At 33.7% G+C, this 21,861-nt stretch carries 21 protein-coding genes; 13 read left to right on the top strand and 8 right to left on the bottom strand.

Going from position 1 to position 21,861, the window contains the following annotated elements; genetic code table 11:
• Nucleotides 1-40 precede the first annotated feature (40 nt).
• Both HMPREF2642_RS03805 and HMPREF2642_RS03800 read right to left on the bottom strand, forming a co-directional pair.
• Nucleotides 41-232 carry a hypothetical protein gene (locus HMPREF2642_RS03805; protein ID WP_037550375.1) on the bottom strand — a complete coding sequence of 64 codons (192 nt, stop codon included), beginning with the start codon at nt 230-232 and terminating at the stop codon, nt 41-43.
• 22 nt (nt 233-254) lie between these two features.
• A complete protein-coding gene (locus tag HMPREF2642_RS03800) occupies nt 255-1,331 on the bottom strand; it encodes a M42 family metallopeptidase (protein ID WP_023351164.1) in 1,077 nt (358 codons plus the stop codon).
• 189 nt (nt 1,332-1,520) lie between these two features.
• Here HMPREF2642_RS03800 and HMPREF2642_RS03795 point away from each other — a divergent pair, with 189 nt between their 5' ends.
• Complete coding sequence (locus tag HMPREF2642_RS03795) at nt 1,521-1,985, top strand: YehR family lipoprotein (RefSeq protein ID WP_037550370.1); 465 nt, start codon at nt 1,521-1,523, stop codon at nt 1,983-1,985.
• A gap of 73 nt (nt 1,986-2,058) precedes the next feature.
• Here the strand turns inward: HMPREF2642_RS03795 and HMPREF2642_RS03790 are convergent, their stop codons facing one another.
• Nucleotides 2,059-3,636, bottom strand: a complete 1,578-nt coding sequence (locus tag HMPREF2642_RS03790; protein ID WP_023351166.1) for an FMN-binding glutamate synthase family protein — start codon at nt 3,634-3,636, stop codon at nt 2,059-2,061.
• 158 nt (nt 3,637-3,794) lie between these two features.
• Between HMPREF2642_RS03790 and lnsB the strand changes: the two genes are divergently transcribed.
• The 5 genes from lnsB (at nt 3,795) to HMPREF2642_RS03765 (ending at nt 8,291) form a co-directional block, all read left to right on the top strand.
• A complete protein-coding gene (lnsB, locus tag HMPREF2642_RS03785; protein WP_049428456.1) occupies nt 3,795-4,577 on the top strand; it encodes a CPBP family lipoprotein N-acylation protein LnsB in 783 nt (260 codons plus the stop codon).
• A gap of 24 nt (nt 4,578-4,601) precedes the next feature.
• Entirely contained in the window at nt 4,602-5,393 is a 792-nt protein-coding gene (locus tag HMPREF2642_RS03780) for a CPBP family intramembrane glutamic endopeptidase (RefSeq protein ID WP_049428454.1), read from the top strand.
• Nucleotides 5,394-5,544: 151 nt separating this feature from the next.
• Complete coding sequence (locus tag HMPREF2642_RS03775; protein ID WP_049428452.1) at nt 5,545-6,207, top strand: ABC transporter ATP-binding protein; 663 nt, start codon at nt 5,545-5,547, stop codon at nt 6,205-6,207.
• A complete protein-coding gene (gene fetB, locus HMPREF2642_RS03770) occupies nt 6,200-6,976 on the top strand; it encodes an ABC transporter permease (protein ID WP_049428451.1) in 777 nt (258 codons plus the stop codon). The genes HMPREF2642_RS03775 and fetB overlap by 8 nt, the downstream gene beginning before the upstream one ends.
• Nucleotides 6,977-7,115: 139 nt before the next feature.
• A complete protein-coding gene (locus HMPREF2642_RS03765) occupies nt 7,116-8,291 on the top strand; it encodes an MFS transporter (RefSeq protein WP_049428449.1) in 1,176 nt (391 codons plus the stop codon).
• Between the two features lie 39 nt (nt 8,292-8,330).
• On the opposite strand, the gene HMPREF2642_RS03760 is transcribed toward HMPREF2642_RS03765, so the two are convergent.
• On the bottom strand, nt 8,331-9,683 hold the full coding sequence (locus HMPREF2642_RS03760) for a carboxylesterase family protein (protein WP_070597677.1): 1,353 nt from the start codon (nt 9,681-9,683) through the stop codon (nt 8,331-8,333).
• Between the two features lie 88 nt (nt 9,684-9,771).
• Complete coding sequence (locus HMPREF2642_RS03755) at nt 9,772-11,451, bottom strand: APC family permease (RefSeq protein WP_002469890.1); 1,680 nt, start codon at nt 11,449-11,451, stop codon at nt 9,772-9,774.
• A 185-nt stretch (nt 11,452-11,636) separates the two neighbouring features.
• On the opposite strand from HMPREF2642_RS03755, the gene HMPREF2642_RS03750 reads away from it, so the two are divergent.
• Complete coding sequence (locus tag HMPREF2642_RS03750; protein WP_037550357.1) at nt 11,637-12,236, top strand: YdeI/OmpD-associated family protein; 600 nt, start codon at nt 11,637-11,639, stop codon at nt 12,234-12,236.
• 139 nt (nt 12,237-12,375) lie between these two features.
• Here HMPREF2642_RS03750 and HMPREF2642_RS03745 read toward each other — a convergent pair whose 3' ends face one another.
• Complete coding sequence (locus tag HMPREF2642_RS03745; RefSeq protein ID WP_002432347.1) at nt 12,376-13,428, bottom strand: 2,3-butanediol dehydrogenase; 1,053 nt, start codon at nt 13,426-13,428, stop codon at nt 12,376-12,378.
• 526 nt (nt 13,429-13,954) lie between these two features.
• Between HMPREF2642_RS03745 and HMPREF2642_RS03740 the strand changes: the two genes are divergently transcribed.
• From HMPREF2642_RS03740 to HMPREF2642_RS03725, 4 genes are read left to right on the top strand one after another with little or no spacing between them, the layout of a single operon-like run.
• Entirely contained in the window at nt 13,955-15,226 is a 1,272-nt protein-coding gene (locus HMPREF2642_RS03740; RefSeq protein WP_002432604.1) for a betaine/proline/choline family ABC transporter ATP-binding protein, read from the top strand.
• Nucleotides 15,226-15,861 (top strand): ABC transporter permease, encoded by a 636-nt coding sequence (locus tag HMPREF2642_RS03735; RefSeq protein WP_002432732.1) that lies wholly within the window; start codon nt 15,226-15,228, stop codon nt 15,859-15,861. The genes HMPREF2642_RS03740 and HMPREF2642_RS03735 overlap by 1 nt, the downstream gene beginning before the upstream one ends.
• A 21-nt stretch (nt 15,862-15,882) precedes the next feature.
• On the top strand, nt 15,883-16,827 hold the full coding sequence (locus tag HMPREF2642_RS03730; protein ID WP_002432629.1) for an osmoprotectant ABC transporter substrate-binding protein: 945 nt from the start codon (nt 15,883-15,885) through the stop codon (nt 16,825-16,827).
• Complete coding sequence (locus HMPREF2642_RS03725; protein ID WP_049428444.1) at nt 16,827-17,516, top strand: ABC transporter permease; 690 nt, start codon at nt 16,827-16,829, stop codon at nt 17,514-17,516. Before HMPREF2642_RS03730 ends, HMPREF2642_RS03725 begins: the two co-directional genes overlap by 1 nt.
• A 103-nt stretch (nt 17,517-17,619) precedes the next feature.
• On the opposite strand, the gene lrgB is transcribed toward HMPREF2642_RS03725, so the two are convergent.
• Nucleotides 17,620-18,321, bottom strand: a complete 702-nt coding sequence (gene lrgB, locus HMPREF2642_RS03720; protein ID WP_070597676.1) for an antiholin-like protein LrgB — start codon at nt 18,319-18,321, stop codon at nt 17,620-17,622.
• A 3-nt stretch (nt 18,322-18,324) separates the two neighbouring features.
• On the bottom strand, nt 18,325-18,771 hold the full coding sequence (gene lrgA / locus HMPREF2642_RS03715; protein WP_002432718.1) for an antiholin-like murein hydrolase modulator LrgA: 447 nt from the start codon (nt 18,769-18,771) through the stop codon (nt 18,325-18,327).
• A gap of 502 nt (nt 18,772-19,273) precedes the next feature.
• On the opposite strand from lrgA, the gene HMPREF2642_RS03710 reads away from it, so the two are divergent.
• Nucleotides 19,274-20,674 (top strand): MFS transporter, encoded by a 1,401-nt coding sequence (locus HMPREF2642_RS03710; protein ID WP_037550348.1) that lies wholly within the window; start codon nt 19,274-19,276, stop codon nt 20,672-20,674.
• A gap of 143 nt (nt 20,675-20,817) precedes the next feature.
• A complete protein-coding gene (locus tag HMPREF2642_RS03705) occupies nt 20,818-21,750 on the top strand; it encodes a 2-dehydropantoate 2-reductase (protein ID WP_070597675.1) in 933 nt (310 codons plus the stop codon).
• Nucleotides 21,751-21,861 lie beyond the last annotated feature (111 nt).

Raw genomic sequence — 21,861 nt, 5'->3', positions numbered from 1 at the left:
GAACTGGGGGTTATATGCGTTTCAGATTTAGGCATTTATTCTATTGTTGGGCGCAGTTTTCACATAATTTATATTGCGAATCAGCCCAATTTGCTAGATGGGTATAACCTTTTAAGTCTTTCGCTTTAACTTGTATTGTAAGATTTTCATCTTTATTGATTTCTTTGCCACAATTAGAACATTTCATTGCTCCAAAAATAGTTGTCTTTTTATCATCATTTTTAGAAAACATGATTTGCCTCCTTGTCTTTTTGTTACCACATTAATGATTGATAGCTGTCGTCATTTAACGAGCGTACGATCTCAGTAATCAGTTGAACAGAATTTTCATAATCATCTGTGTGCATGACTGAAACATTAGAATGCATATATCTTAATGCTACACCAATAGTGATTGTCGGAATTCCTTCATTGGCTACATGAATGCTACCAGCATCAGTACCGCCTCCAGGAGTTGTAGCCCATTGAACAGGAATATGATGAGCTTCTGCAACCTCTTTAATATGTTTACGGAAACCATCATGTGCAATACTTGTTGCATCCATCATGATAACAAGAGGGCCATCACCTAAGTTGCCTTGATTCTTCTCACTACTCATACCTGGAACATCATATGCCACGCCGACATCTACTGCTATTGCAAGATCTGGTTTGATAAGATTAGCTGCGACTTTAGCACCACGTAAACCGACTTCTTCTTGAACTGTGGCACCAGCGAATAAGTTGATATCAATACTGTCATCTTTTAAACGGTTGAGGACATCAATAGCTAATGCGCAACCATACCGATTATCAAACGCCTTCGCAGTTAAATATTTATCATTTGCAAGTGTTTCAAATTCACTATATGGTGTAATCATATTTCCAAGCTCTACTCCCGCAGCTTCAGCTTCTTCTTTGTTTGCTACACCTATATCAATATACATATGTTTAATTTCAACTGGTTTCTTACGTTCTTCCTGTGAGAGCGCATGAGGAGGTTTTGAACCGATAATACCTCTAATTTCTTTACCATTTTCAGTAGTGATTGTTACTTTCTGAGATAACATCACTTGGTTCCACCAGCCCCCGATAGGTGTGAAATAAATATAGCCGTCTTTATCGATTTGAGTCACGATAAATCCGATTTCATCAAGATGACCTGAAATCATTAATGATTTTGAACCATTTTGGGCACGCTTTTTCCCGAAAATGCCTCCCAAATTATCTTCAACGATCTCGTCACTTACAGGAGTTAAGTAATCTTTCATTAGTGATTTAACATTTTTTTCATGTCCAGCAATGCCGTTAACGTCTGTTAATGATTTAAGTAGTTCCTTTGAGTCAGACATAGCTATCTCCTCCAATAATAAGTTTTCAATTTTAGTATAACATGCATGTGACATTCTTTATGATGTGGCAGTAGCTTTTGAGTTCATTTTCAAGAAATAAAATCAAATAGTGGAAAGTAATATGAGTAACATATTTGTATCGATGGTGGTATAATTTATTTGAAAAAAAGACGAGAGAAGGCGACAACAATGAAAAAAGTGATTTCTCTTATAGCAGTGTTAGTTCTAAGTGTGGCTGCACTTTCTGCGTGTAGTAAGGAACAAACGAAGACATATGAGGGAGACGTTAATGGTAAGAATGTCATTACGTCATTAACATATAAGGATGACGAAGTACTTAAGCAATCTACCATTGGAACGGTTAAATATGATGATTTAGGAATTGATCAATCACAAGCTAAAGAAATGTTAAAAAAAGATGAGAAAGCTTTTAAAGGCGTTAAAGGTGTAACGTATAAAGTCGATTACAAAGATCAAAAAGCTGTCGAGCATATAGATGTCGATTATAAAGAAGTAGACGTAGATAAATTGAAAAAGAATTTAGGTTTCGAGTCTGCTAAAGCTAAGAAAAAAGATTATGTAAGTATGAAGAAATTAGTTAAACAATTGAAACGTAATGGTTTGAAAGAGAAAAGCAAAATGAATGATGAATAATTGTTGAAGTTGATTGAACAATTATTTTAGATGATGAAGAGTGCGGGACGTGAATCTCGCACTCTTTTTTTAGTTATGAAATTAATTTAAGTTTATAATCTTTAATTTTTTGAGTAGCTCCATCAAGCTCTCTATAAATAATATGTTCTGATGTGATTTCAGTCGGACTATTAACACCAACAGCCGCTGCGATATTAAATAGACCTTCATGTAAACTAGTTACATAATTTGTCACACGGTATTGTTTCTCATCAACGATGAGCGCTTTTTCTTTTTTAGGATCAGTTGTAGCGACACCAACTGGACATGTATTTAAGTGACATTGTTGACTCATGATGCAACCAACACTAATCATCATACCTCTAGCAATATTTACTAAATCAGCACCTAAACCTAACGCAATGGCAATTTTATCGGGAGTGATGAGTTTACCAGATGCAAATATTTTAATTTTATCTCTGACACCATATTTTTCTAACATACCTGAGACGATGGGTAGTGCGGTAAGTAAAGGTAATCCGACGCCATCTTCAAGTTCTTGGAAAGTAGCCCCCGTGCCACCTTCACCGCCATCGACAGTGATAAAACTTGGATAAGTATCGAGTTGAACCATTGTTTTTACTAGTTTTTCGATTTCATCAACTTTACTTACTACGATTTTAAATCCTACAGGTTTTTGACCTAGATTCTTAATTTGATCAACAAATTTGAGTAAGTCTTCTGGATTTTTAATAAAGTCAAAACGGTTTGGTGAATTAATTGTTTCATGGGGTTTAACATTACGAATTTTAGCAATTTCTTCTGTAACTTTATTGCCTTCCATATGACCACCACGTGTTTTAGCGCCTTGAGCTAACTTTAATTCAAATGCGCGAATATTTTCACGATCAGCCAATTGTAAAAACATGTCTTTATTAAAGTGTCCTTCTTTATCTCTCACGCCAAAAAGTCCTGGGCCAATTTGGAAAATGATATCACCATCACCCTTAAGATGGTAATCTGATAGCCCACCTTCACCTGTATTCATCCAAGTGCCTGCTTTAGATAACCCTTTTGATAAAGCAGTTATAGCATTTCTACCGAGTGCACCATAACTCATACCTGATTGTCCTACTAAACGTTTTACTTTATATGGATGTTTAAGTTCAGGTCCTAGGACAACTGCATGTTCATCTGATAAGAAGAAAGGATCGATTTGAGATCTTTTTCTATGTTCATCACGACTAAATAATCGTTCGTTTTCAATTTGATATAAAAATGTTGAGATTAAATCTGAATTATCGACATGTAATTCTGAGGCTTGTAATGGAAACATTGTGTTTTGTATGTAAAACCCATCTTTATATTCTCTTTGAGTACCGTAACTCGTCATGCGAGAGTTATATTTACCTGCAAGAACAATATGTTTATAATCATTTCTTGAAAATGGTTTACCTTCATTATCATCAGCGAAGAAGTACTGACGAAGTTCGGGGCCTATTTTTTCAGAGATATAACGGATACGTCCTAAAACTGGAAAATTTCTAAGTACACTATGTTGATCTTGACCTTTATCTTTAAATAGCCAAATTAAACTCATGATAACAATACCTAATAGCACAATCATTATGATGATATTGACTATAAATTGCATCGTTGTCAATATAGACATAAACATTCCCCCTAAACTAGTTTCTTCATTATTATGATACATTAATGTATGCGTTTTACAATGAAAGCGTATAAAATTAATTTTAAAATTTCAATTAAATTATTACATTTACGTACTTTAGTGATAATGTTTAAGTGATAGGTAATAAGAGGTGAGCTATGAATAGAGAGACACAATCAATAGAGAGAAAACGACATATTCCTTTATGGAACAGTAAAAAGGTTGTTAAAAAAGACATTCTACTTATACCAGCATACATATTTTGTCAAAGTATAATACCTATCATCGTAGTCTTTGGAACACTAGGTATTACTGCAATGATTACACAGCATGCACCACCTGACTGGTTTTACAACCTTTCATTAAGTATAAGCTTTGTTCTGGCACAAGGTTTAGTGCTCATGCTGTTTTTTACCTTACATAAGTTTTATATTGCCAGTGTCGCAAGGAGACAGTTTAAAAACGCTAAAAAGTATGTACGTCAAATACTTATTGTAGTTATAATTACATTTGTGCTAATGTTACTTATTGAGTGGCTTGTTCAGTGGCTACCTGCCTCATTAAGATTTGGTGTAACACAATATGAACGGCGAGTGGAAGGATTATTTCTACACCCAATCGCCTTATGCTTTACGTTTATATCAATGGTAATTTTACGCCCTATGATTGAACAACTTATCTATAGACACATCATTATTCATGAGTTAGGTAAGAAATGGAACAAGAAAATAATGATTGTGATATCAATTGTTATCGAATCTATAGTACATACGTATGACATGGCTTCTATTTTCGAAATAATTCCGTATTTACTTATTGCGAGTGGTGCAACTTATTTATACATTAGAACAGGTCAAAATTTAGCAGTAGCCTATCTTTACCAAGTAGGTGTGCAATGCTTCATATTTTTAGAGATATTGAGTAAAGTGTATATCTTTTAAAGTTATTAAATAAAGGAGTATTCAATGAGCAACGAATCACATGAAATACATCAACAAACAAATACACCAGTTATGAACGAATTTGATTCGAAGAAAATAGTGAAGAGAGACTTCTGGTTAATTCCAATTTATATATTAAACTTAACAGCGATACCTATTATATGTGGAATTATTGGTGCCTACATTGGTTATGCAATAGTAGGTAACATGTCAAAGAAAATATTTGAAGATTATTATATGAATGCTGCAACCATTGGAAGTGTAATTGGAGCATTCATTTTACTAATTGTGTTTTATCTCATGCATAAAAACAACATTAAACCTATAGCTATATCACGATTCAAAGCACTTAAGAAACATATTATATTAATTATAGGATCTATCATCATGATTTATGTATTTGAATCTTTTTATCAGATTTTAATGCAGTTTTTACCGGAAAAGTTTCAATTTAATGATACTGAAAATAATAAAGATATAGCGAAAATGTTTACACATGGATGGTTAGTACCATTTCTTTTTCTAGATATTGTTATACTCACACCTTTTGTTGAAGAGTTAATATTTAGACATTTGATTATTCATGAATTAGGTAAAAAATTAACTTACGGGCTCATGTATATAGTCTCGATACTTATATTTGCTAGCTTACATTGTGTGGGTGCTAAATCACCATTTGAAATAGGACCCTATATTATCATCGCGTCCATGATCGTTTTTGTTTATCACAAAACTGGTAGAAATTTAGCAGCTACCATTACGATGCATACTATAAACAATGCTGTTTCATTTCTAATAATGGTAATGGGTTTATAATGTAAATGAGTACACATTTGTGAGTGTGTACTCATTTTTTGTGTAATGATAAATATAATATTCAGAAAATATAAATATTTATTTAATGTTAATATAAAACTTAAAATAGGGAATATAAACAACAATAGTTTCATAGAAAGGAGCGTTAGTCTTGCTATTAAAAGTTGAGAATCTTACATATGAAGCGGATAAACGTACAATATTAAACAACATCAATTTAAATATTGAAAAAGGGGATACCATAGCAGTTATAGGGCCATCTGGAAGTGGAAAGAGCACCTTATTTAAGCAACTTAATAATTTAATTAGTCCTACTGAAGGTGAGCTATATCTAGATGGCAAAAATTACAATGACTATTCGCCAGAAGAATTAAGATCACGTGTAAGTTATCTTATGCAACAAAGTGGCTTAATAGGTTCAACGATTGAACATAATATGAAATTCCCTTGTGAGGCAAGAGGGGATAAGTTTGATAAGGAAAAAGCAAAACAACTTATTAAACAAGTCGGACTGGGAGATTATGACTTAGATGCTGAAATTGAACATATGTCTGGTGGGGAACGTCAAAGAATTACGATTGCACGTCAATTAATGTATGAGCCAGAAGTGTTACTATTGGATGAATCGACAAGTGCACTAGATACTAAGAACAAAGAAAATATTGAAAATATTATCTTTGATTTTGCTAAAAAAGGCGTAGCCATTCTTTGGATTACTCATAGTGATGATCAGAGTATGAGACATTTTAAAAGAAGAATCACCATTACTGACGGTAAAATCACTAAGGACGAGGAGTTGAATAGTGATGAGTAATACAGCATTATGTTTAACAGCACTACTATTATTGATTCCAATCTTTATTTCATATAAAGAAGGTTTACATATCATTAAAGATTTAGTAGTTGCAACGATACGAGCAGCAATACAATTACTTATTTTAGGATTCTTGCTACATTACATTTTTAAAATTAATGAAAAATGGCTACTCATGCTATGTGTGCTAGTGATTATTATTAATGCATCATGGAATACTATAAGTCGTGCTTCACCAGTGATGCATCATGTATTCTGGATTTCATTCGTAGCTATATTTATCGGTACAGCATTACCATTAGCAGGCACTTTAGCTACCGGAGCGATAAAATTTACTGCGAATGAAGTTATTCCAATTGGCGGGATGTTGGCGAATAATGGCTTGATTGCCATTAACTTAGCTTATCAAAACTTAGATCGGTCATTTGTTCAAGACATTTCAGGTATTGAATCTAAATTAACGCTATCGGCAACTCCGAAGATGGCATCAAAGTCTTCTATTAGAGAGAGTATCCGTTTGGCCATTGTACCAACTATTGACTCTGTGAAAACGTATGGACTTGTATCTATTCCTGGGATGATGACTGGCTTAATTATTGGTGGGGTACCTCCATTACAAGCCATTAAATTCCAACTATTAGTAGTCTTTATTCATACGACAGCAACGATTATGTCAGCATTAATTGCAACTTACATGAGTTATGGCCAATTCTTCAACGCTAGACATCAGTTGGTAGCGCGAAACTCAGATGTAGTAGGGGATGAATAATACCTAAATCCATTCTACACAAAACATAATTTCTTATTATATAATGAAACAGTTATGAACATTTCAGCGTTTGTAGCTGTTTTATTTTTGCTACAAACCTTTGCGATACAATTTAGTTTTAAAAGAAAGGAGTTTATTTATGTCTATCGTGCGTATTGCCACTTTTATATTGAGTGTGTTTATCGTGGGAATGGTAGAGATGATGGTAGCTGGTATTATGAATTTAATGAGCCATGATCTTAATGTTTCCGAAGCGATTATAGGTCAGCTGGTTACAATGTACGCATTAACATTTGCAATTTGTGGTCCGATTTTAGTTAAATTAACGAATCGATTTGCTGTACGACCAGTTTTATTATGGACGTTATTCACCTTTATCATTGGTAACGGAATCATCGCAATTGCACCGAATTTCACTATTTTAGTTATAGGACGTATACTATCGTCAGCTGCAGCATCATTAATCATTGTTAAGGTCTTAGCCCTAACTGCAATGTTAACGAAACCGAAGAATAGAGGTAAGATGATAGGTGTTGTGTATACAGGATTTAGTGGTGCTAACGTATTTGGTGTCCCTATTGGAACAATGATAGGTGATTGGGTTGGTTGGCGCTTTACATTTCTATTTATTATGGCAGTTAGTGTTCTAGTAGGTATATTGATGATTATCTATCTTCCTAAAGAAAGCGAATTAGCACATGCCAATCGTTCTAATCATTCATCGGACAATGATTCCGAAATACCTTCACGTATCTTACGTCCTATGGAAATCGTAAAATATTTAATTATTACTTTCTTAGTTTTAGTAGCAAACTCAGTCACTTTTGTGTATATTAACCCATTAATTTTATCTAAGGGACACGAGTTATCTTTTGTATCTCTAGCATTGTTAATCAACGGTGTTGCTGGAGTAATCGGAACATCACTTGGGGGAGTCTTTGCAGATAAAATTACAAGTAAGCGTTGGTTGATGATATCAGTATCAATCTTCATTATCATGATGCTTGTGTTAAACCAATTACTTGCAGGAACAGTTATTCTACTCATTGGATTGTTTGTATGGAATATTATGCAGTGGAGTACGAACCCTGCGATTCAAAGTGGGATTATTGAACACGTTGAAGGTGATACAAGCCAAGTAATGAGTTGGAATATGTCATGTCTGAACGCCGGTATTGGTTTTGGTGGCATTGTTGGAGGGTTAGTGATATCTCATATTAATGTTCAAGCCATAACCTATACAAGTGCTATAATTGGCTTACTCGGACTTATTGTTGTTTTAACTTTAAAGAACATTCATTACGCTAAAAATTAAAACCTGAATCGCTCATGTTAGTGGATGAGCGTTTCAGGTTTATTTATATATATGAAAGTATTCAGTATCTTCATGGTATTTAGACCAAGGCATTCTATTGTATCTTACAAAGTGACCTAAATCTGCCATCATGTCATGACTTAATTGAATATCTGATTGCGTATAATGATAGTTATTTGCTGATAAAATATTTAAGTTGCCAAACCAAAATATCATATCGAGAATATGGTAAGCAGATTTAAAATGAATGCTTTTAGGTTTACACCAGTCGAAACGTGCTAACCATTTATGTTGAGAATGTGTAGATTGTAGAAAGTTCAATGCCATATTTTTAAAATAAGATGTCGTTATTACTTCTCTTTGTTGTTGTGCACTTTGAACTTCTTCTAAAATGGGAATATCGAATAAGCGCATGATTTCTTTAAAGCGCAATGGTGACAGTTTCCGTGAATCATTCTCTATATAAATATCTCCCTCAGAATTCGTGAAACCAACGAATACTGGTTTTGAAAATGCAGTTACAGATCGTGTCATTTCAGGGCTTTGGATAGGTTGATAAATCAAATCAAGACTTCTCGATGGCCCTCGTTCTACTTTATGTAATCTCATTAAATCTAAAATTTCATTACTAGTTAATGATTCAATTGATTTATCAGGATAATGCTTGTGAACTAAAGATTCAAATTGTTGCGCCTTCTTATTTGCAGTTAGAGGAGAATCACTATGTAATGTGCCACTGAGCAACATCACTTTGTGATAATACTGGTCTAATTCTGGTATTTGCATGAGTGCCATTATGCTCATACTTCCCGCAGATTGACCCATCAACGTTATGTTTTGAGGATTACCACCAAAGTAGGCAATATGATGGTGTACCCATTTTAAAAGGTTGATTTGATCAGACATACCATTATTGTAATCATAATGATTATTGAAATAAGACCAGTCTAAATAACCTAAAGCACCTAAACGATAATTGAAGGTAATAACAATAGTATCTTCTTGTTCTACGAGATGATAGGGATTGTATAAATCTGCTGTTCCGTGCCCTTGAGTAAATCCTCCTCCATAGAAATAAATAACCACGGGTTTTAAATTTTGGGTATTACTTGCTCGCCAAATATTAAGATAAAGACAATTCTCATCTTGTTTAAAAGTTTCAAACGTCTGAACGCCATTTGAGAAGAAATCTTCAAGTGAATTATAGGGTTGGGGAGGGATAGGTTTAGCTTTCTTGGCATCAATCATCTCATCGACAATGTTGTATAACTGTGAATGTTGAAAACGTGTCTTAGAATTAAATGATTGGGCATAAGGTATACCTAGAAATGTATCGATATCACCGTCACTTGTTCCAAGAACTGTTCCTTCATTGATATTTACTTTAACCATATTCCCATCTCCTTATCAATCTCTTAATTTAAACTATACCATTAAAAAAACGCTCGAGATATTTATCTCGAGCGCTATAAGTTATGCGTTAGTTATTTTGTTCTTGACGATCTCTTTCTTTCCAGTCTTTACGTCTTGCTTTTCTGCGACGTTTTCTTAATTTATCGCCCATCTTCTTGTTTAATTTATTGGCACGTTTGAAGTAAATACTTTCGAAGTAACTTGTTGTACCTAATTGATAGAAGATTAAAGCTACAATTGCGATAACTAAGAAATCCCATGGGTAATGAATCCAGTTCATACCCTTGAATTCTTTACTTCCGATGAATGATAAGAATGCGAGTACGACTAAGTAAATAATAATCCATAAACTACCGCCGATTTGTTTTTTAGTGTTTTTCCAATTCATCTTATATTCATAGAAGAAATAAATTGGTAAACCTAAAATGATAATGAAAATAACTTCTGCAGTCGTAGGCCACATAGCCCAATAAATTGCTAGTGACGCAAGTACGAATGATAATGGCGCCATAAATTTTAAGATATTTGCTTTAAATGGACGTGTCATTTTTGGTGCCATTTTACGTAATGAAATAACTGTTGTTGGGCCTGTTAAATATGCTACTAATGTTGCTGTAGAAATAACCGCTGCTAATGTACCCCAGTCACGGAAAAGTGTAACCATAATCATACTGATGATTGCGTTAAATGCAATTGCTACACGTGGAATATTATATTGTTCATTCATTTTACCTAAGAATTTAGGAATATGACCATTCTTTTCCATAGCGCGTAACACACGGCCAGTAACAGCTACGAATGATACACCTGTACCAAATGGTGAAACAACAGCCTCAACATAAAGTAAAATTGCTAACCAATTGATACCTAATAAAATTGCCATATCTGCGAAAGGTGAATTGAAATTAATTCCATTCCAACCATGTTCATGAATCATTGAACTTGGCATTGATGTAATGAACGTACTTTGAAGTACAATGTATAAGATTGCACTTAATGTAAGTGAAATCGCAATACCTCGAGCGATATTTTTCTCGGGATTTTTAATCTCAGATCCCATATTAATGATAGTTTGGAATGCGTTAAATGAGAAAATGATACCTGATGTAGTCGTTGCAGCGAAGATTGGTGCACTACCATATGGCATAAATGCACTTGCTGAGTGACCATAGTTATTTGTATCAAATCCAGAAATCATTAACATAATAATAGTTAATAAAGGTACTCCTAATTTAAATACTGAAATTAAACTAGTGAAAGAAGTTAATAGTTTGACAGACCAGTAGTTTAAAAGGGAGAATATTGCGATAATAACGTAAACGGCGAATAAACCAATTGTACTGATTGAGCCGTCTTTCATTAAAGCTCCCATAGGTTTAGCCCATTCCCAAGGCCACGAACTCATATATTGTACAGCTGAAACAGCTTCAATTGGAATAATTGTTACGAGTGAAACCCAGTTAGCCCATGCCGCTATGAATCCAAGTAGTGAACCATGTGTGTATTGAGCATAATTACTCATGCCACCTGATTGTGGGAACATTGTCCCAATTTCAATATAGTTATAAGCTATCGTTCCAATAACTATGAAACCGATGATCCATGAAATAATGGCGGCTGGACCAGCGATAGAAGATGCCTCCCATGCTCCGAATAACCAACCAGAACCGATTAATGAACCAAGCCCTAGTAAGACGAGTTGCGAGAGGTTAATCTTACTACTTTTTGATTTATTTTTATTTTCCATATTTACTCCTTCTTATGTGCTGAAAGATTTTTCAACAAATTACTGGTACAATTATACGCGAGTTTAATTAATAGTCAAATTGTGTTTTTGTAAAATTTTAATTAACGTTACATAATTAGATTTTTCTGAAAATTAATTATACAATAGCTAATAATATTTAATAAAAGGATTGAAGGGGGTAGCTAATGATGAATAAACAAAAAAATGAAAAGGTTGAACAATTTTTACAAAAAGATAGTCAATGGCAGGCGTGTTATAAATATTTGAGAAAGTTAATTTTTGAAGAAACTGAACTTGAAGAAACATATAAATGGATGCACCCATGTTACACATTAAATAATAAGAATGTAGTGCTTATTCATGGTTTTAAACATTATGTAGCACTACTATTTCATAAAGGGGCTATCTTAGAGGATAAATATCATACGTTAGTGCAACAAACTGAGAAAGTTCAAGCAGCCCGTCAATTGCGTTTTGAAAGTTTAGACGAAATTAAAGAACGAAAAGATGAGATTTTATTCTATATAAATGAAGCCATTCAAACTGAAAAAGCAGGTAAGAAAGTTGAAATGAAGAAAACTAAAGATTATGAAGTGCCTGAAGAGTTAGAGGAAAAATTCTCAGAAAATCCACAATTTAAAGAGGCGTTTGATAATCTGACTCCAGGTCGTCAGCATCAGTACATATATCACATTTCACAAGCGAAACGTAGTCAAACTAGAATTAATCGCATTGAAAAGTATTATGAGCATATTTTAAATGGAAAAGGCATGCAAGATAAGTGATGAAAAGAAAGAGCAGGCGCATGATTTTATTCTCTAAGCATAAATAAAAAACTGTCGACATCGTCAGAGACCATGCCGACAGCTTTAAAGCGAACAGATTCCACCCTGTTCGCTTATTTATTTCACTCTAATTGTTGAATTATTTTTGATCACCATTTAAACGGACTAAAATTTTAGCTTGCGATTTATCATTAACAAGTTGATTGAAACCACTTTCGACTATATTTTCTAATTCAATTTCATCGGTAACTACATCTTTAACATTTAAACTGCCATTAGCGATTAAATCGATTGTTTGTTGGAAAGTTGTTGGTGTATAGGCAATTGTAGTAGTTAATTTAACCCCTCTATTCATTTGAAGAAGAGGATTAAATTCTACTGGGTGACCGAAAATAGCTACGATAACTGAAGTACCACGTGGACGTGTCACTTCAATAGATTGTTGTAATGTAATACCAACACCAGCTACTTCGAATGAAACATCTACACCATTTTCAGTGTTATCATATACAGCTTTTACTGGGTCTACATTTCCAGAGTTAAAGGTATGAGTTGCTCCAACGCTTCTTGCTTTTTCTAAGCGTTCTTCAGATAGATCGAAGACAAAGATTTTACTTGCACCAGCTGCTTTAGCTGCTATAACAGTTAGTAAACCAATAGGGCCAGCTCCAAATACCGCAACTGTGTCACCGAATAATAATTCGCCTTCCTTAACAGCTTGAACAGCTACAGCTGTAGGTTCAACAAGTGCGCCTTCACGTGCTGATACATTGTCAGGTAAATGATACACGTTTGTTTCAGGTGCGTTAGTAAACTCTGCAAACCCTCCATCTGAACCTAAACCTATAAATGAATAACCATCATATAAATCAACATTTTCTTCTTTTTCACGTTTAGAAACAGTTGGGTTTACGACAACTCGATCACCTTTTTTGAAACGTGTGACATCTTTACCAACGTTTTCAACTACGCCAGAAAACTCATGACCCAATGTTACAGGTGCTTTTTGACCTAACAACGGATCAGGTTTGTCTGTTGAAATGAAAATAGGTCCTTCTAAATATTCATGTAAATCTGTACCACAAATACCTGTCCATGAGACTTTCACTTGAACTTCATCATCTTTTAATACTTTTGGATCGCGGTCCTCTACACGAACATCTTTTTGTCCATACCAGACTGCTGCTTTCATAATTTAACAACCCCTCAATTGTTTATTTGACATCGAAACTACATCTTTAGTCTTTCATTTGGTGTAATAATTCTTATCACACTTTGAGAATAATACTATTATGGTAGGTTTTCAATAGGTTAAAGCAAATTTATGTGAAAAAATTCACGAATTTTTGCGGTTTGATTTATTTTTTCATCGAAATTTAACTTTTAGATGGTAAATATTTATTTAGGCTCTATTTTATAAAAAAGTTAACATAGAAAAATATGACTTTGTAAGTTGACTGATGTTTAATAAATTAATATAGGGTATAGACTTATATAACTGCCGAAGTTCACGTGTGCACATATTAGTGTTAGTATGATATTCAGATTGCTAACATAATTATGTGAAATATTACATATTCAAAATTTTAAAAGCAAAGGCCTCTGTGCTCTTGTTTAACTTATGAACCTATTTGTTTAACAACTGCTCTTGAGGCCTTTTATTTTTTGAAATTTGAGGAAACTTCGTCACTTTAACTATTGGAAAGGGGAACAAAACTATGTTAAGTATTAAAAACTTAACCAAAATTTATTCAGGGAATAAAAAAGCAGTTGATAATATTTCCTTGGATATTGAATCTGGTGAATTTATCGCCTTTATTGGGACAAGTGGTAGTGGTAAAACGACCGCATTACGTATGATTAATCGTATGATTGAAGCGACTGACGGTCAGATTACGATGAATGGTAAGGATGTACGTAATATGAATCCAGTAGAATTACGCCGTAGCATAGGTTACGTCATTCAACAAATCGGTTTAATGCCACATATGACCATTCGAGAGAACATTGTTTTAGTACCTAAACTTTTAAAATGGTCTAAAGAGAAGAAAGATAGTAAGGCAAAAGAATTAATTAAATTAGTCGATTTACCTGAAGAATACTTAGATCGCTATCCAGCTGAATTGTCAGGTGGGCAACAACAACGTATTGGAGTAGTGCGTGCACTTGCTGCTGAACAGGATATCATTTTAATGGATGAACCATTTGGCGCACTTGATCCTATAACTCGAGATACGTTACAAGACTTAGTTAAAGAGTTACAACAAAAGCTTGGTAAAACATTTATTTTCGTTACACATGATATGGATGAGGCGATTAAGCTGGCAGATAAAATTTGTATCATGTCTAAAGGGCAAGTTGTGCAGTATGATACACCAGATAATATATTAAGAAATCCTGCGAATGACTTCGTTAAAGACTTTATCGGTCAAAATCGTTTAATACAAGATCGTCCGAATATGAAGACGGTAGAAGGTGCGATGATTAAACCTGTAACAGTACAGGCGGATGATTCATTAAATGATGCAGTTAATATTATGAGAGAACGTCGAGTGGATACCATCTTTGTCGTGAATAATCATAATAAATTATTAGGTTTCTTAGATATTGAAGATATCAATCAAGGTTTAAGAGCAAAAAAAGAATTAATTGATACGATGCAACGTGATATTTATAAGGTACATATTGATTCAAAATTACAAGATTCAGTGCGTACGATTCTTAAACGTAATGTAAGAAACGTACCGGTAGTGGGTGATGATAATGAATTAATTGGTTTAATTACTCGTGCAAACTTAGTGGACATTGTTTACGATTCAATTTGGGGTGAGAGTGATGAGGGCTTAAGGAATGACTCATCTCATTTAAATAATCATCCTACCCACAACCGTGTTCAAGAGGAGCAAGAGGCTAACGTAGCTCAAGAGTCTGACTCACATAAAGGAGCTAATGAGCCTGATGATACTCAGAAAACGGGAGTTGATCAATAATGAGAGCATTCTTTCAAGAATACGGCGGTCAACTCATATCGAAAACAATTGAGCATTTCTATATTTCAATTATTGCTTTACTAATAGCAATTGTTGTAGCGGTGCCACTGGGTATTTTACTTTCTAAAACGACTCGCACAGCTAATGTTGTATTAACCATTGCAGGTGTACTCCAAACAATACCAACACTTGCAGTATTAGCAATTATGATTCCTATCTTTGGTGTAGGTAAGACACCGGCTATTGTAGCTTTATTTATCTATGTTTTACTACCGATTTTGAATAATACAGTATTAGGTGTAAAAAATATTGATAAAAATGTTATTCAAGCAGGTCAAAGTATGGGGATGACGAAGATGCAATTAATGAAAGATGTTGAATTACCACTTGCATTACCTCTTATCATTAGTGGTATCCGACTTTCAAGTGTGTATGTTATTAGTTGGGCAACTCTTGCAAGTTATGTCGGAGCTGGCGGATTAGGTGACTTGGTATTTAACGGTTTAAATCTTTATCAACCACCTATGATTATAAGTGCAGCTATTTTAGTAACACTTTTAGCGTTAATTGTTGACTTCTTACTTTCATTAGTTGAAAAGTGGGCAGTGCCTAAAGGTCTCAAAGTATCTAGATAATTAAAAAGGGAGGAAACGTCTTTGAAGAAACATATGAAATATACAGTCATTCTCATTGCATTGTCCCTCTTAGTATTATCTGGGTGTAGTTTGCCAGGCCTTGGTGATGGCAATGCAAAAGATGATGTAAAAATTACGACGACTGAAACAAGTGAAACAAAAATTATTGGTAATATGGAAAAATTAATGATTGAGCATGAAACAAATGGCAAAATCAAACCAACTTTAATTGGTAACTTAGGATCAAGTATTATTCAGCATAATGCGTTACAACGCGGAGATGTGAATATGTCGTCAGTTCGATACACAGGTACGGAACTAACAAGTGTACTTGATGCTAAACCGACGAAGGACCCTAAAAAGGCGATGTCAGAAACGCAACGCTTATTTAAAAAGAAATATGATCAAAAATATTATGATTCTCTAGGGTTTGCTAACACATACGCTTTTATGGTTACTAAAGAAACAGCTAAGAAATATCATTTAGAAAAAGTATCAGATCTTAAAAAGTATAAAGATAAATTGCGTTTAGGTATGGATACGCAATGGATGAATCGTGCAGGAGATGGCTATCCTGCATTCGTTAAGGATTATGGCTTTAAATTTGATAGTGCTCGTCCAATGCAAATTGGTTTAGTTTATGATGCACTTAAAAATAAAAAATTAGATGTAGCAGTAGGATATTCTACAGATGGGCGTATTGCAGCCTATGATTTAAAAATCTTAAAAGATGATCGTAAATTCTTCCCACCATATGATGGCAGTCCTCTAGCTACGGAGAAATTAATTAAAGATAATCCTAAAATTGATAAAGCATTGAAAAAACTACAAGGTAAAATTAATACTAAAGAAATGCAAAAATTAAATTATGAAGCGGATGGTAAAGGCAAAGAACCTGCCGTGATTGCGGAAGAGTACTTGAAGAAACATCATTATTTTGATGATGAGAAAGGAGGGCAAAAATAATGAAAGGCAATTTATTGCATTCAATCCTAGAGTATTATTCACTCAACTGGGCCTTCCTTTTAGAACTTTTCTTTAAACACTTACTTATGTCTGTTTATGGAGTGTTATTCGCTTGTATCATTGGTATACCCATTGGGATTTTTATAGCGAAATATAAACGCTTATCATGGCCAATCATTACGATTGCTAACATTATCCAAACAGTACCTGCCATTGCGATGCTAGCGATTCTAATGTTAGCTATGGGTCTAGGACCAACTACTGTTGTTGTGACCGTGTTCTTATATTCTTTACTACCAATTATTAAAAATACGTACACAGGTATCGTAGAAGTTGATGATAACATTAAAGATGCGGGTAAAGGTATGGGCATGACGGGCAACCAAATTTTAAGAATGATTGAGCTTCCTTTATCATTATCTGTGATTATTGGAGGTATAAGAATCGCACTTGTAGTAGCAATTGGTATTGTAGCGATTGGTTCATTTATAGGTGCGCCAACACTTGGGGATATTATCATTCGTGGTACAAATTCTACAGATGGAACAACATTCATTTTAGCTGGTGCCATTCCTATTGCATTAATCGCTATAATTATTGACATTGGATTACGCTTTTTAGAGAAGCGTTTAGATCCAACTCGCAAAAATAAAAAACTCAGTCACAAGAAGACCAAGTTCAAAAATTAGGATAATATTCAGTGATTTGTAATTGTTAATAATAAAGAGCTACATTTCCTATTAAAAGTATAAGGAAATGTAGCTCTATTTTTATATTATAAAGTTTAAAAATTTATAATAAGATTGGTGCGAGAATAGGTACAACAGCTACGACAATTACGCCTACAATAACAACGGCGATACTTCCCATAGATTCTTCTGTTTCACCTAAATCTTTAGCAGCAGCTACACCCAGAGTGTGGCCACTAGTACCTAAAGCTAATCCTCTCGCAATGGGGTTTGAAATTCTAAACATTTTAACTATTTTAGCACCTAGTGCAGAAATAACTACTGCATTTAAAATAACCGCCAAGGAAGTTAATTCTTTTACTCCGCCAATACCTTCAGATACAGGTAAAGCGATTGCTGTTGTTGCTGCTTGAGGTAGCATTGATGCTGTAATCTGAGAACCAAATTGGAATAATCTAGCAACTAGGTATATCAAAATAAGTGCTACGACAGTACCTATGGCAATTCCACCAAATATTTGAATCCAGTATTTTTTTAATACATCACGTTTTTTATATAAAGGTATCGCAAAACTAATAGTAGCCGGTTCTAAAAAGAAGTTAATGATATTACCACCAATTTTGTAATTTTGATAGCTAATGCCAGTTACCTTTAAAAACACTATTCCTACAACCATACTGACAAATAATGGTGCCAATAAGAAGAAACCATTTGTTTTTTTATATAGGTATGTAGCAATTACGAAAGGAATTAATGAAAGTAATATTCCAAAGTATGGTGTGTGAATTCCTAAATGATCAAGCATTGTTTAACCTCCGATTTGACTAGTTTCTTCATTTTTTTCTTTAGATGGGAAAAGTGATTTCGTAACTAAAAGTTGTGAAGCAAAACCAGTGCTAATAAGTAATAAAATAGTTGAAATAATAATTAATAAAATAATTAAAACAGGACTCTTACTTAAGATTGGTAATGAGTTAATAACTGAAATACCAGCTGGAACGAAAAGGAAACTAATATTATTAGTTAAAGCAGTTCCTACAGATTCAACTTGTCCTAATTTGACTATGCCAGTGCATAGAGCGATGAATAATAATACTAAACCAATAACTGAAGCTGGCATAGGAATCGGGATAAATGATTCGATTATTTTAGAAATTAATAAAATAACTGCCAGTGTTAAGGCTTGTTGAAAAACATTATATGTTTTCTCTTGGGGGTTTTTATTATCTTCCTTATTTGAATTAGAGTTTGACAACTTTAATTCCTCCTTTGCTTTCTATAAAACACATTGTAATATGTATTTATTTTTTAAGGGTAATTCTATTGAAATAATACTAAAAACGTAAATAAATTGTCATGGAAATTATATTTTTTTGACTTATTTTTGTGAGTTCCAAGAATTCAATCAATAAATTAAGCCCTTACATATCTTAAACCTATAAGTTCAAACATTATAGTATGGAAATATTAAAGTAAATAGTGTAGAATAAGTTTCTATATTTACAAATTTTCTAAAAATTATAAGAAGTCATTTCTTGATAGAAGGTACTATACATAATAAGACTTAATTTAAAAATTTTACCATATTTGTTGGTATCATTTAAAAAGTAAATTTAAATGTGATAAAGTTTCTTAATGTAAAATTACGAAAAAATAATCAGGGGTATTTTCGTTAATTAAGATAAATAAATATATTTAAAGTGAGTTAGTCTTTCAGATTTAGGGTTTCTAATTCAAGTAGGAGGAATAAATGATAGATGAATACTTCAAAAGAATTTAGGGGAGATAACCGCCTTTTACTAGGGATCATATTAGGAGTTATCACGTTTTGGTTATTTGCACAGTCACTGGTTAACTTGGTTGTCCCGTTACAATCATCTTATAACAGTGATATCGGTACGATAAATATTGCTGTGAGTTTATCTGCATTATTTTCTGGCTTATTTATTGTTGGTGCCGGTGATATCGCGGATAAATTTGGACGCGTTAAACTTACATATATTGGATTAGCATTAAATATCATTGGTTCAATTCTTATCATTATTACACCATTACCGAGTCTATTAATTATTGGTCGTGCAGTTCAAGGACTTTCTGCTGCATGTATAATGCCCGCGACGTTAGCGATTATTAATGAATATTACATCGGCACAGCTAGACAACGCGCGCTCAGTTATTGGTCTATTGGCTCATGGGGTGGTAGTGGCGTCTGTACATTATTTGGTGGATTAATGGCGACAAATTTTGGCTGGCGTTCTATTTTTATTATCTCTATTATTTTGACGATATTAGCAATGTTTTTAATGAAACATACTCCCGAGACGAAAGCTGAACCTATCGGCAATAAACCTCTGGAACCTAAGAAATTTGATGTTATTGGATTAATCATTTTAGTGATTTGTATGTTAAGTATTAATGTTATTATTACTCAAACATCTAATTATGGCTTGATGTCTCCACTTATATTAGGTTTAATTGCCGTTTTCGTTATCTCACTCATCGTATTCGTTATGTATGAGAATAGAATCAAACATCCTCTTGTTGACTTTGATTTATTTAAAAATAAAGGCTATACCGGTGCAACAGTTTCAAACTTTATGTTAAATGGTGTTGCAGGTGGTACGTTAATTGTGGTTAACACTTATTATCAACAGCAATTAGATTTTAATTCTCAACAAACAGGCTATATTTCACTTACATATTTAGTAGCGGTATTAATTATGATTCGTGTAGGTGAAAAGATTTTACAAGCATTAGGACCTAAACGACCACTACTTATGGGAAGTGGTTTTACAGTTATAGGTTTAATTCTACTTTCTTTAACATTTTTACCTGACGCATGGTACATCGCAGCGAGTGTTGTAGGGTATTTATTATTTGGTACTGGTTTAGGTATCTATGCGACGCCTTCAACAGATACAGCTGTTGCTCAAGCACCAGACGAAAAAGTAGGTGTAGCTTCAGGTGTATACAAAATGGCTTCTTCTTTAGGGAATGCCTTTGGTGTCGCTATTTCAAGTACAGTTTATAGTGTGCTTGCTGCGCAATTAAATTTATCACTCGGTGGTTTTATGGGTGTGATATTTAACGCAATTGTAGCACTCCTCGCTCTAGTAGCTATCTTGTTCTTAGTTCCGAAAAAACAATCAAATTTATAAAAATCATGGATGGCGTATTGGCCATCCATTTTCTAAAATAAAAATTAACAGAAAATTTAGAAAAAAGAGCGAATGTGCATTGACGCTTTATCTTTTAAGTAGTAGTTTAAAAATAATATCATTTAATAAAGGGGATGTAAGGAATGAAAATAGCAATTGCGGGTTCTGGCGCACTTGGAAGTGGGTTTGGAGCCAAACTGTTTCAAAATGGTTATGACGTATCTCTTATAGATGGTTGGGAACCCCAAGTCACATCTATTCAACAGGAAGGCTTACATATTGATATTAATGGTGAGGGATATCATTTTGACATTCCTATGCATTGTCTTTCACAAATTCCGTCAAATGAACTTTACGATGTTATATTTTTATTTCCTAAATCTATGCAATTAGAGTCAGTGTTAGATGCAATCAAACCTCATATTCATAAAGAAACCATTGTGGTTTGTACGATGAATGGGTTAAAACATGAACGACTCATTCGCAATTATGTAGAAGATGTCCGTATTGTTCGTGGTGTCACTACATGGACAGCCGGTATAGACGTTCCGGGTCATACTCACCTTATGGGAAGCGGTCCCGTAGAAGTTGGTTGTCTTGTTCCAGAGGGGATCGATAACGTAAAAATTATCGTAGATATCCTCAATCAAAGTGAATTAAATGGAGTCGTAAGCGAAGATTTACATCAATCAATTTGGAAGAAGATTTGTGTTAACGGCACAGCGAATGCATTGTGCAGTATCTTGGAGTGTAACTTAGCCACTTTAAATGAAAGTAGCTATGCCAAAAATTTAATTTATAAATTAACACAAGAAATTGTTCATGTTGCAACATCTGATCATGTTCACCTTAATGTTGATGAAGTTTTTGAATATCTAATAGACTTGAATGAAAAGGTAGGTCCGCACTATCCTTCTATGTATCAAGATTTAATCAAAGATCATCGTAAAACTGAAATTGACTATATTAATGGTGCAGTTGCACGATTAGGCAAAGAAAATCATATACCCGCTCCAGTGAATGAATTTGTGACAAATCTGATTCATTCAAAGGAAAGTCAGTTAAACGCACAATAAATAATGAAGTAGGACATTTGTTTTAACTTTTTTATAAGATGATGAAGAAGTTAATCGATGTGCTACTTCTTTTTTTACAATATGCTTTAGCTTTTTTGAAAAGGGTAAACA

It is taken from the genome of Staphylococcus sp. HMSC055A09, assembly GCF_001809655.1.
Lineage (GTDB): Bacteria > Bacillota > Bacilli > Staphylococcales > Staphylococcaceae > Staphylococcus > Staphylococcus capitis.
Note: the sequence above shows the minus strand (reverse complement) of the source record. Positions and strands in the feature narration are given on the sequence as shown.

What these genes read in the sequence shown, in the direction of transcription:
- HMPREF2642_RS03805 (WP_037550375.1), bottom strand. Translation starts at nt 232, where the DNA reads ATGTTTTCTAAAAATGATGATAAAAAGACAACTATTTTTGGAGCAATG.
- HMPREF2642_RS03800 (WP_023351164.1), bottom strand. Translation starts at nt 1,331, where the DNA reads ATGTCTGACTCAAAGGAACTACTTAAATCATTAACAGACGTTAACGGC.
- HMPREF2642_RS03795 (WP_037550370.1), top strand. Translation starts at nt 1,521, where the DNA reads ATGAAAAAAGTGATTTCTCTTATAGCAGTGTTAGTTCTAAGTGTGGCT.
- HMPREF2642_RS03790 (WP_023351166.1), bottom strand. Translation starts at nt 3,636, where the DNA reads ATGTCTATATTGACAACGATGCAATTTATAGTCAATATCATCATAATG.
- lnsB (WP_049428456.1), top strand. Translation starts at nt 3,795, where the DNA reads ATGAATAGAGAGACACAATCAATAGAGAGAAAACGACATATTCCTTTA.
- HMPREF2642_RS03780 (WP_049428454.1), top strand. Translation starts at nt 4,602, where the DNA reads ATGAGCAACGAATCACATGAAATACATCAACAAACAAATACACCAGTT.
- fetB (WP_049428451.1), top strand. Translation starts at nt 6,200, where the DNA reads ATGAGTAATACAGCATTATGTTTAACAGCACTACTATTATTGATTCCA.
- HMPREF2642_RS03765 (WP_049428449.1), top strand. Translation starts at nt 7,116, where the DNA reads ATGTCTATCGTGCGTATTGCCACTTTTATATTGAGTGTGTTTATCGTG.
- HMPREF2642_RS03760 (WP_070597677.1), bottom strand. Translation starts at nt 9,683, where the DNA reads ATGGTTAAAGTAAATATCAATGAAGGAACAGTTCTTGGAACAAGTGAC.
- HMPREF2642_RS03755 (WP_002469890.1), bottom strand. Translation starts at nt 11,451, where the DNA reads ATGGAAAATAAAAATAAATCAAAAAGTAGTAAGATTAACCTCTCGCAA.
- HMPREF2642_RS03750 (WP_037550357.1), top strand. Translation starts at nt 11,637, where the DNA reads ATGATGAATAAACAAAAAAATGAAAAGGTTGAACAATTTTTACAAAAA.
- HMPREF2642_RS03745 (WP_002432347.1), bottom strand. Translation starts at nt 13,428, where the DNA reads ATGAAAGCAGCAGTCTGGTATGGACAAAAAGATGTTCGTGTAGAGGAC.
- HMPREF2642_RS03740 (WP_002432604.1), top strand. Translation starts at nt 13,955, where the DNA reads ATGTTAAGTATTAAAAACTTAACCAAAATTTATTCAGGGAATAAAAAA.
- HMPREF2642_RS03735 (WP_002432732.1), top strand. Translation starts at nt 15,226, where the DNA reads ATGAGAGCATTCTTTCAAGAATACGGCGGTCAACTCATATCGAAAACA.
- HMPREF2642_RS03725 (WP_049428444.1), top strand. Translation starts at nt 16,827, where the DNA reads ATGAAAGGCAATTTATTGCATTCAATCCTAGAGTATTATTCACTCAAC.
- lrgB (WP_070597676.1), bottom strand. Translation starts at nt 18,321, where the DNA reads ATGCTTGATCATTTAGGAATTCACACACCATACTTTGGAATATTACTT.
- HMPREF2642_RS03710 (WP_037550348.1), top strand. Translation starts at nt 19,274, where the DNA reads ATGAATACTTCAAAAGAATTTAGGGGAGATAACCGCCTTTTACTAGGG.
- HMPREF2642_RS03705 (WP_070597675.1), top strand. Translation starts at nt 20,818, where the DNA reads ATGAAAATAGCAATTGCGGGTTCTGGCGCACTTGGAAGTGGGTTTGGA.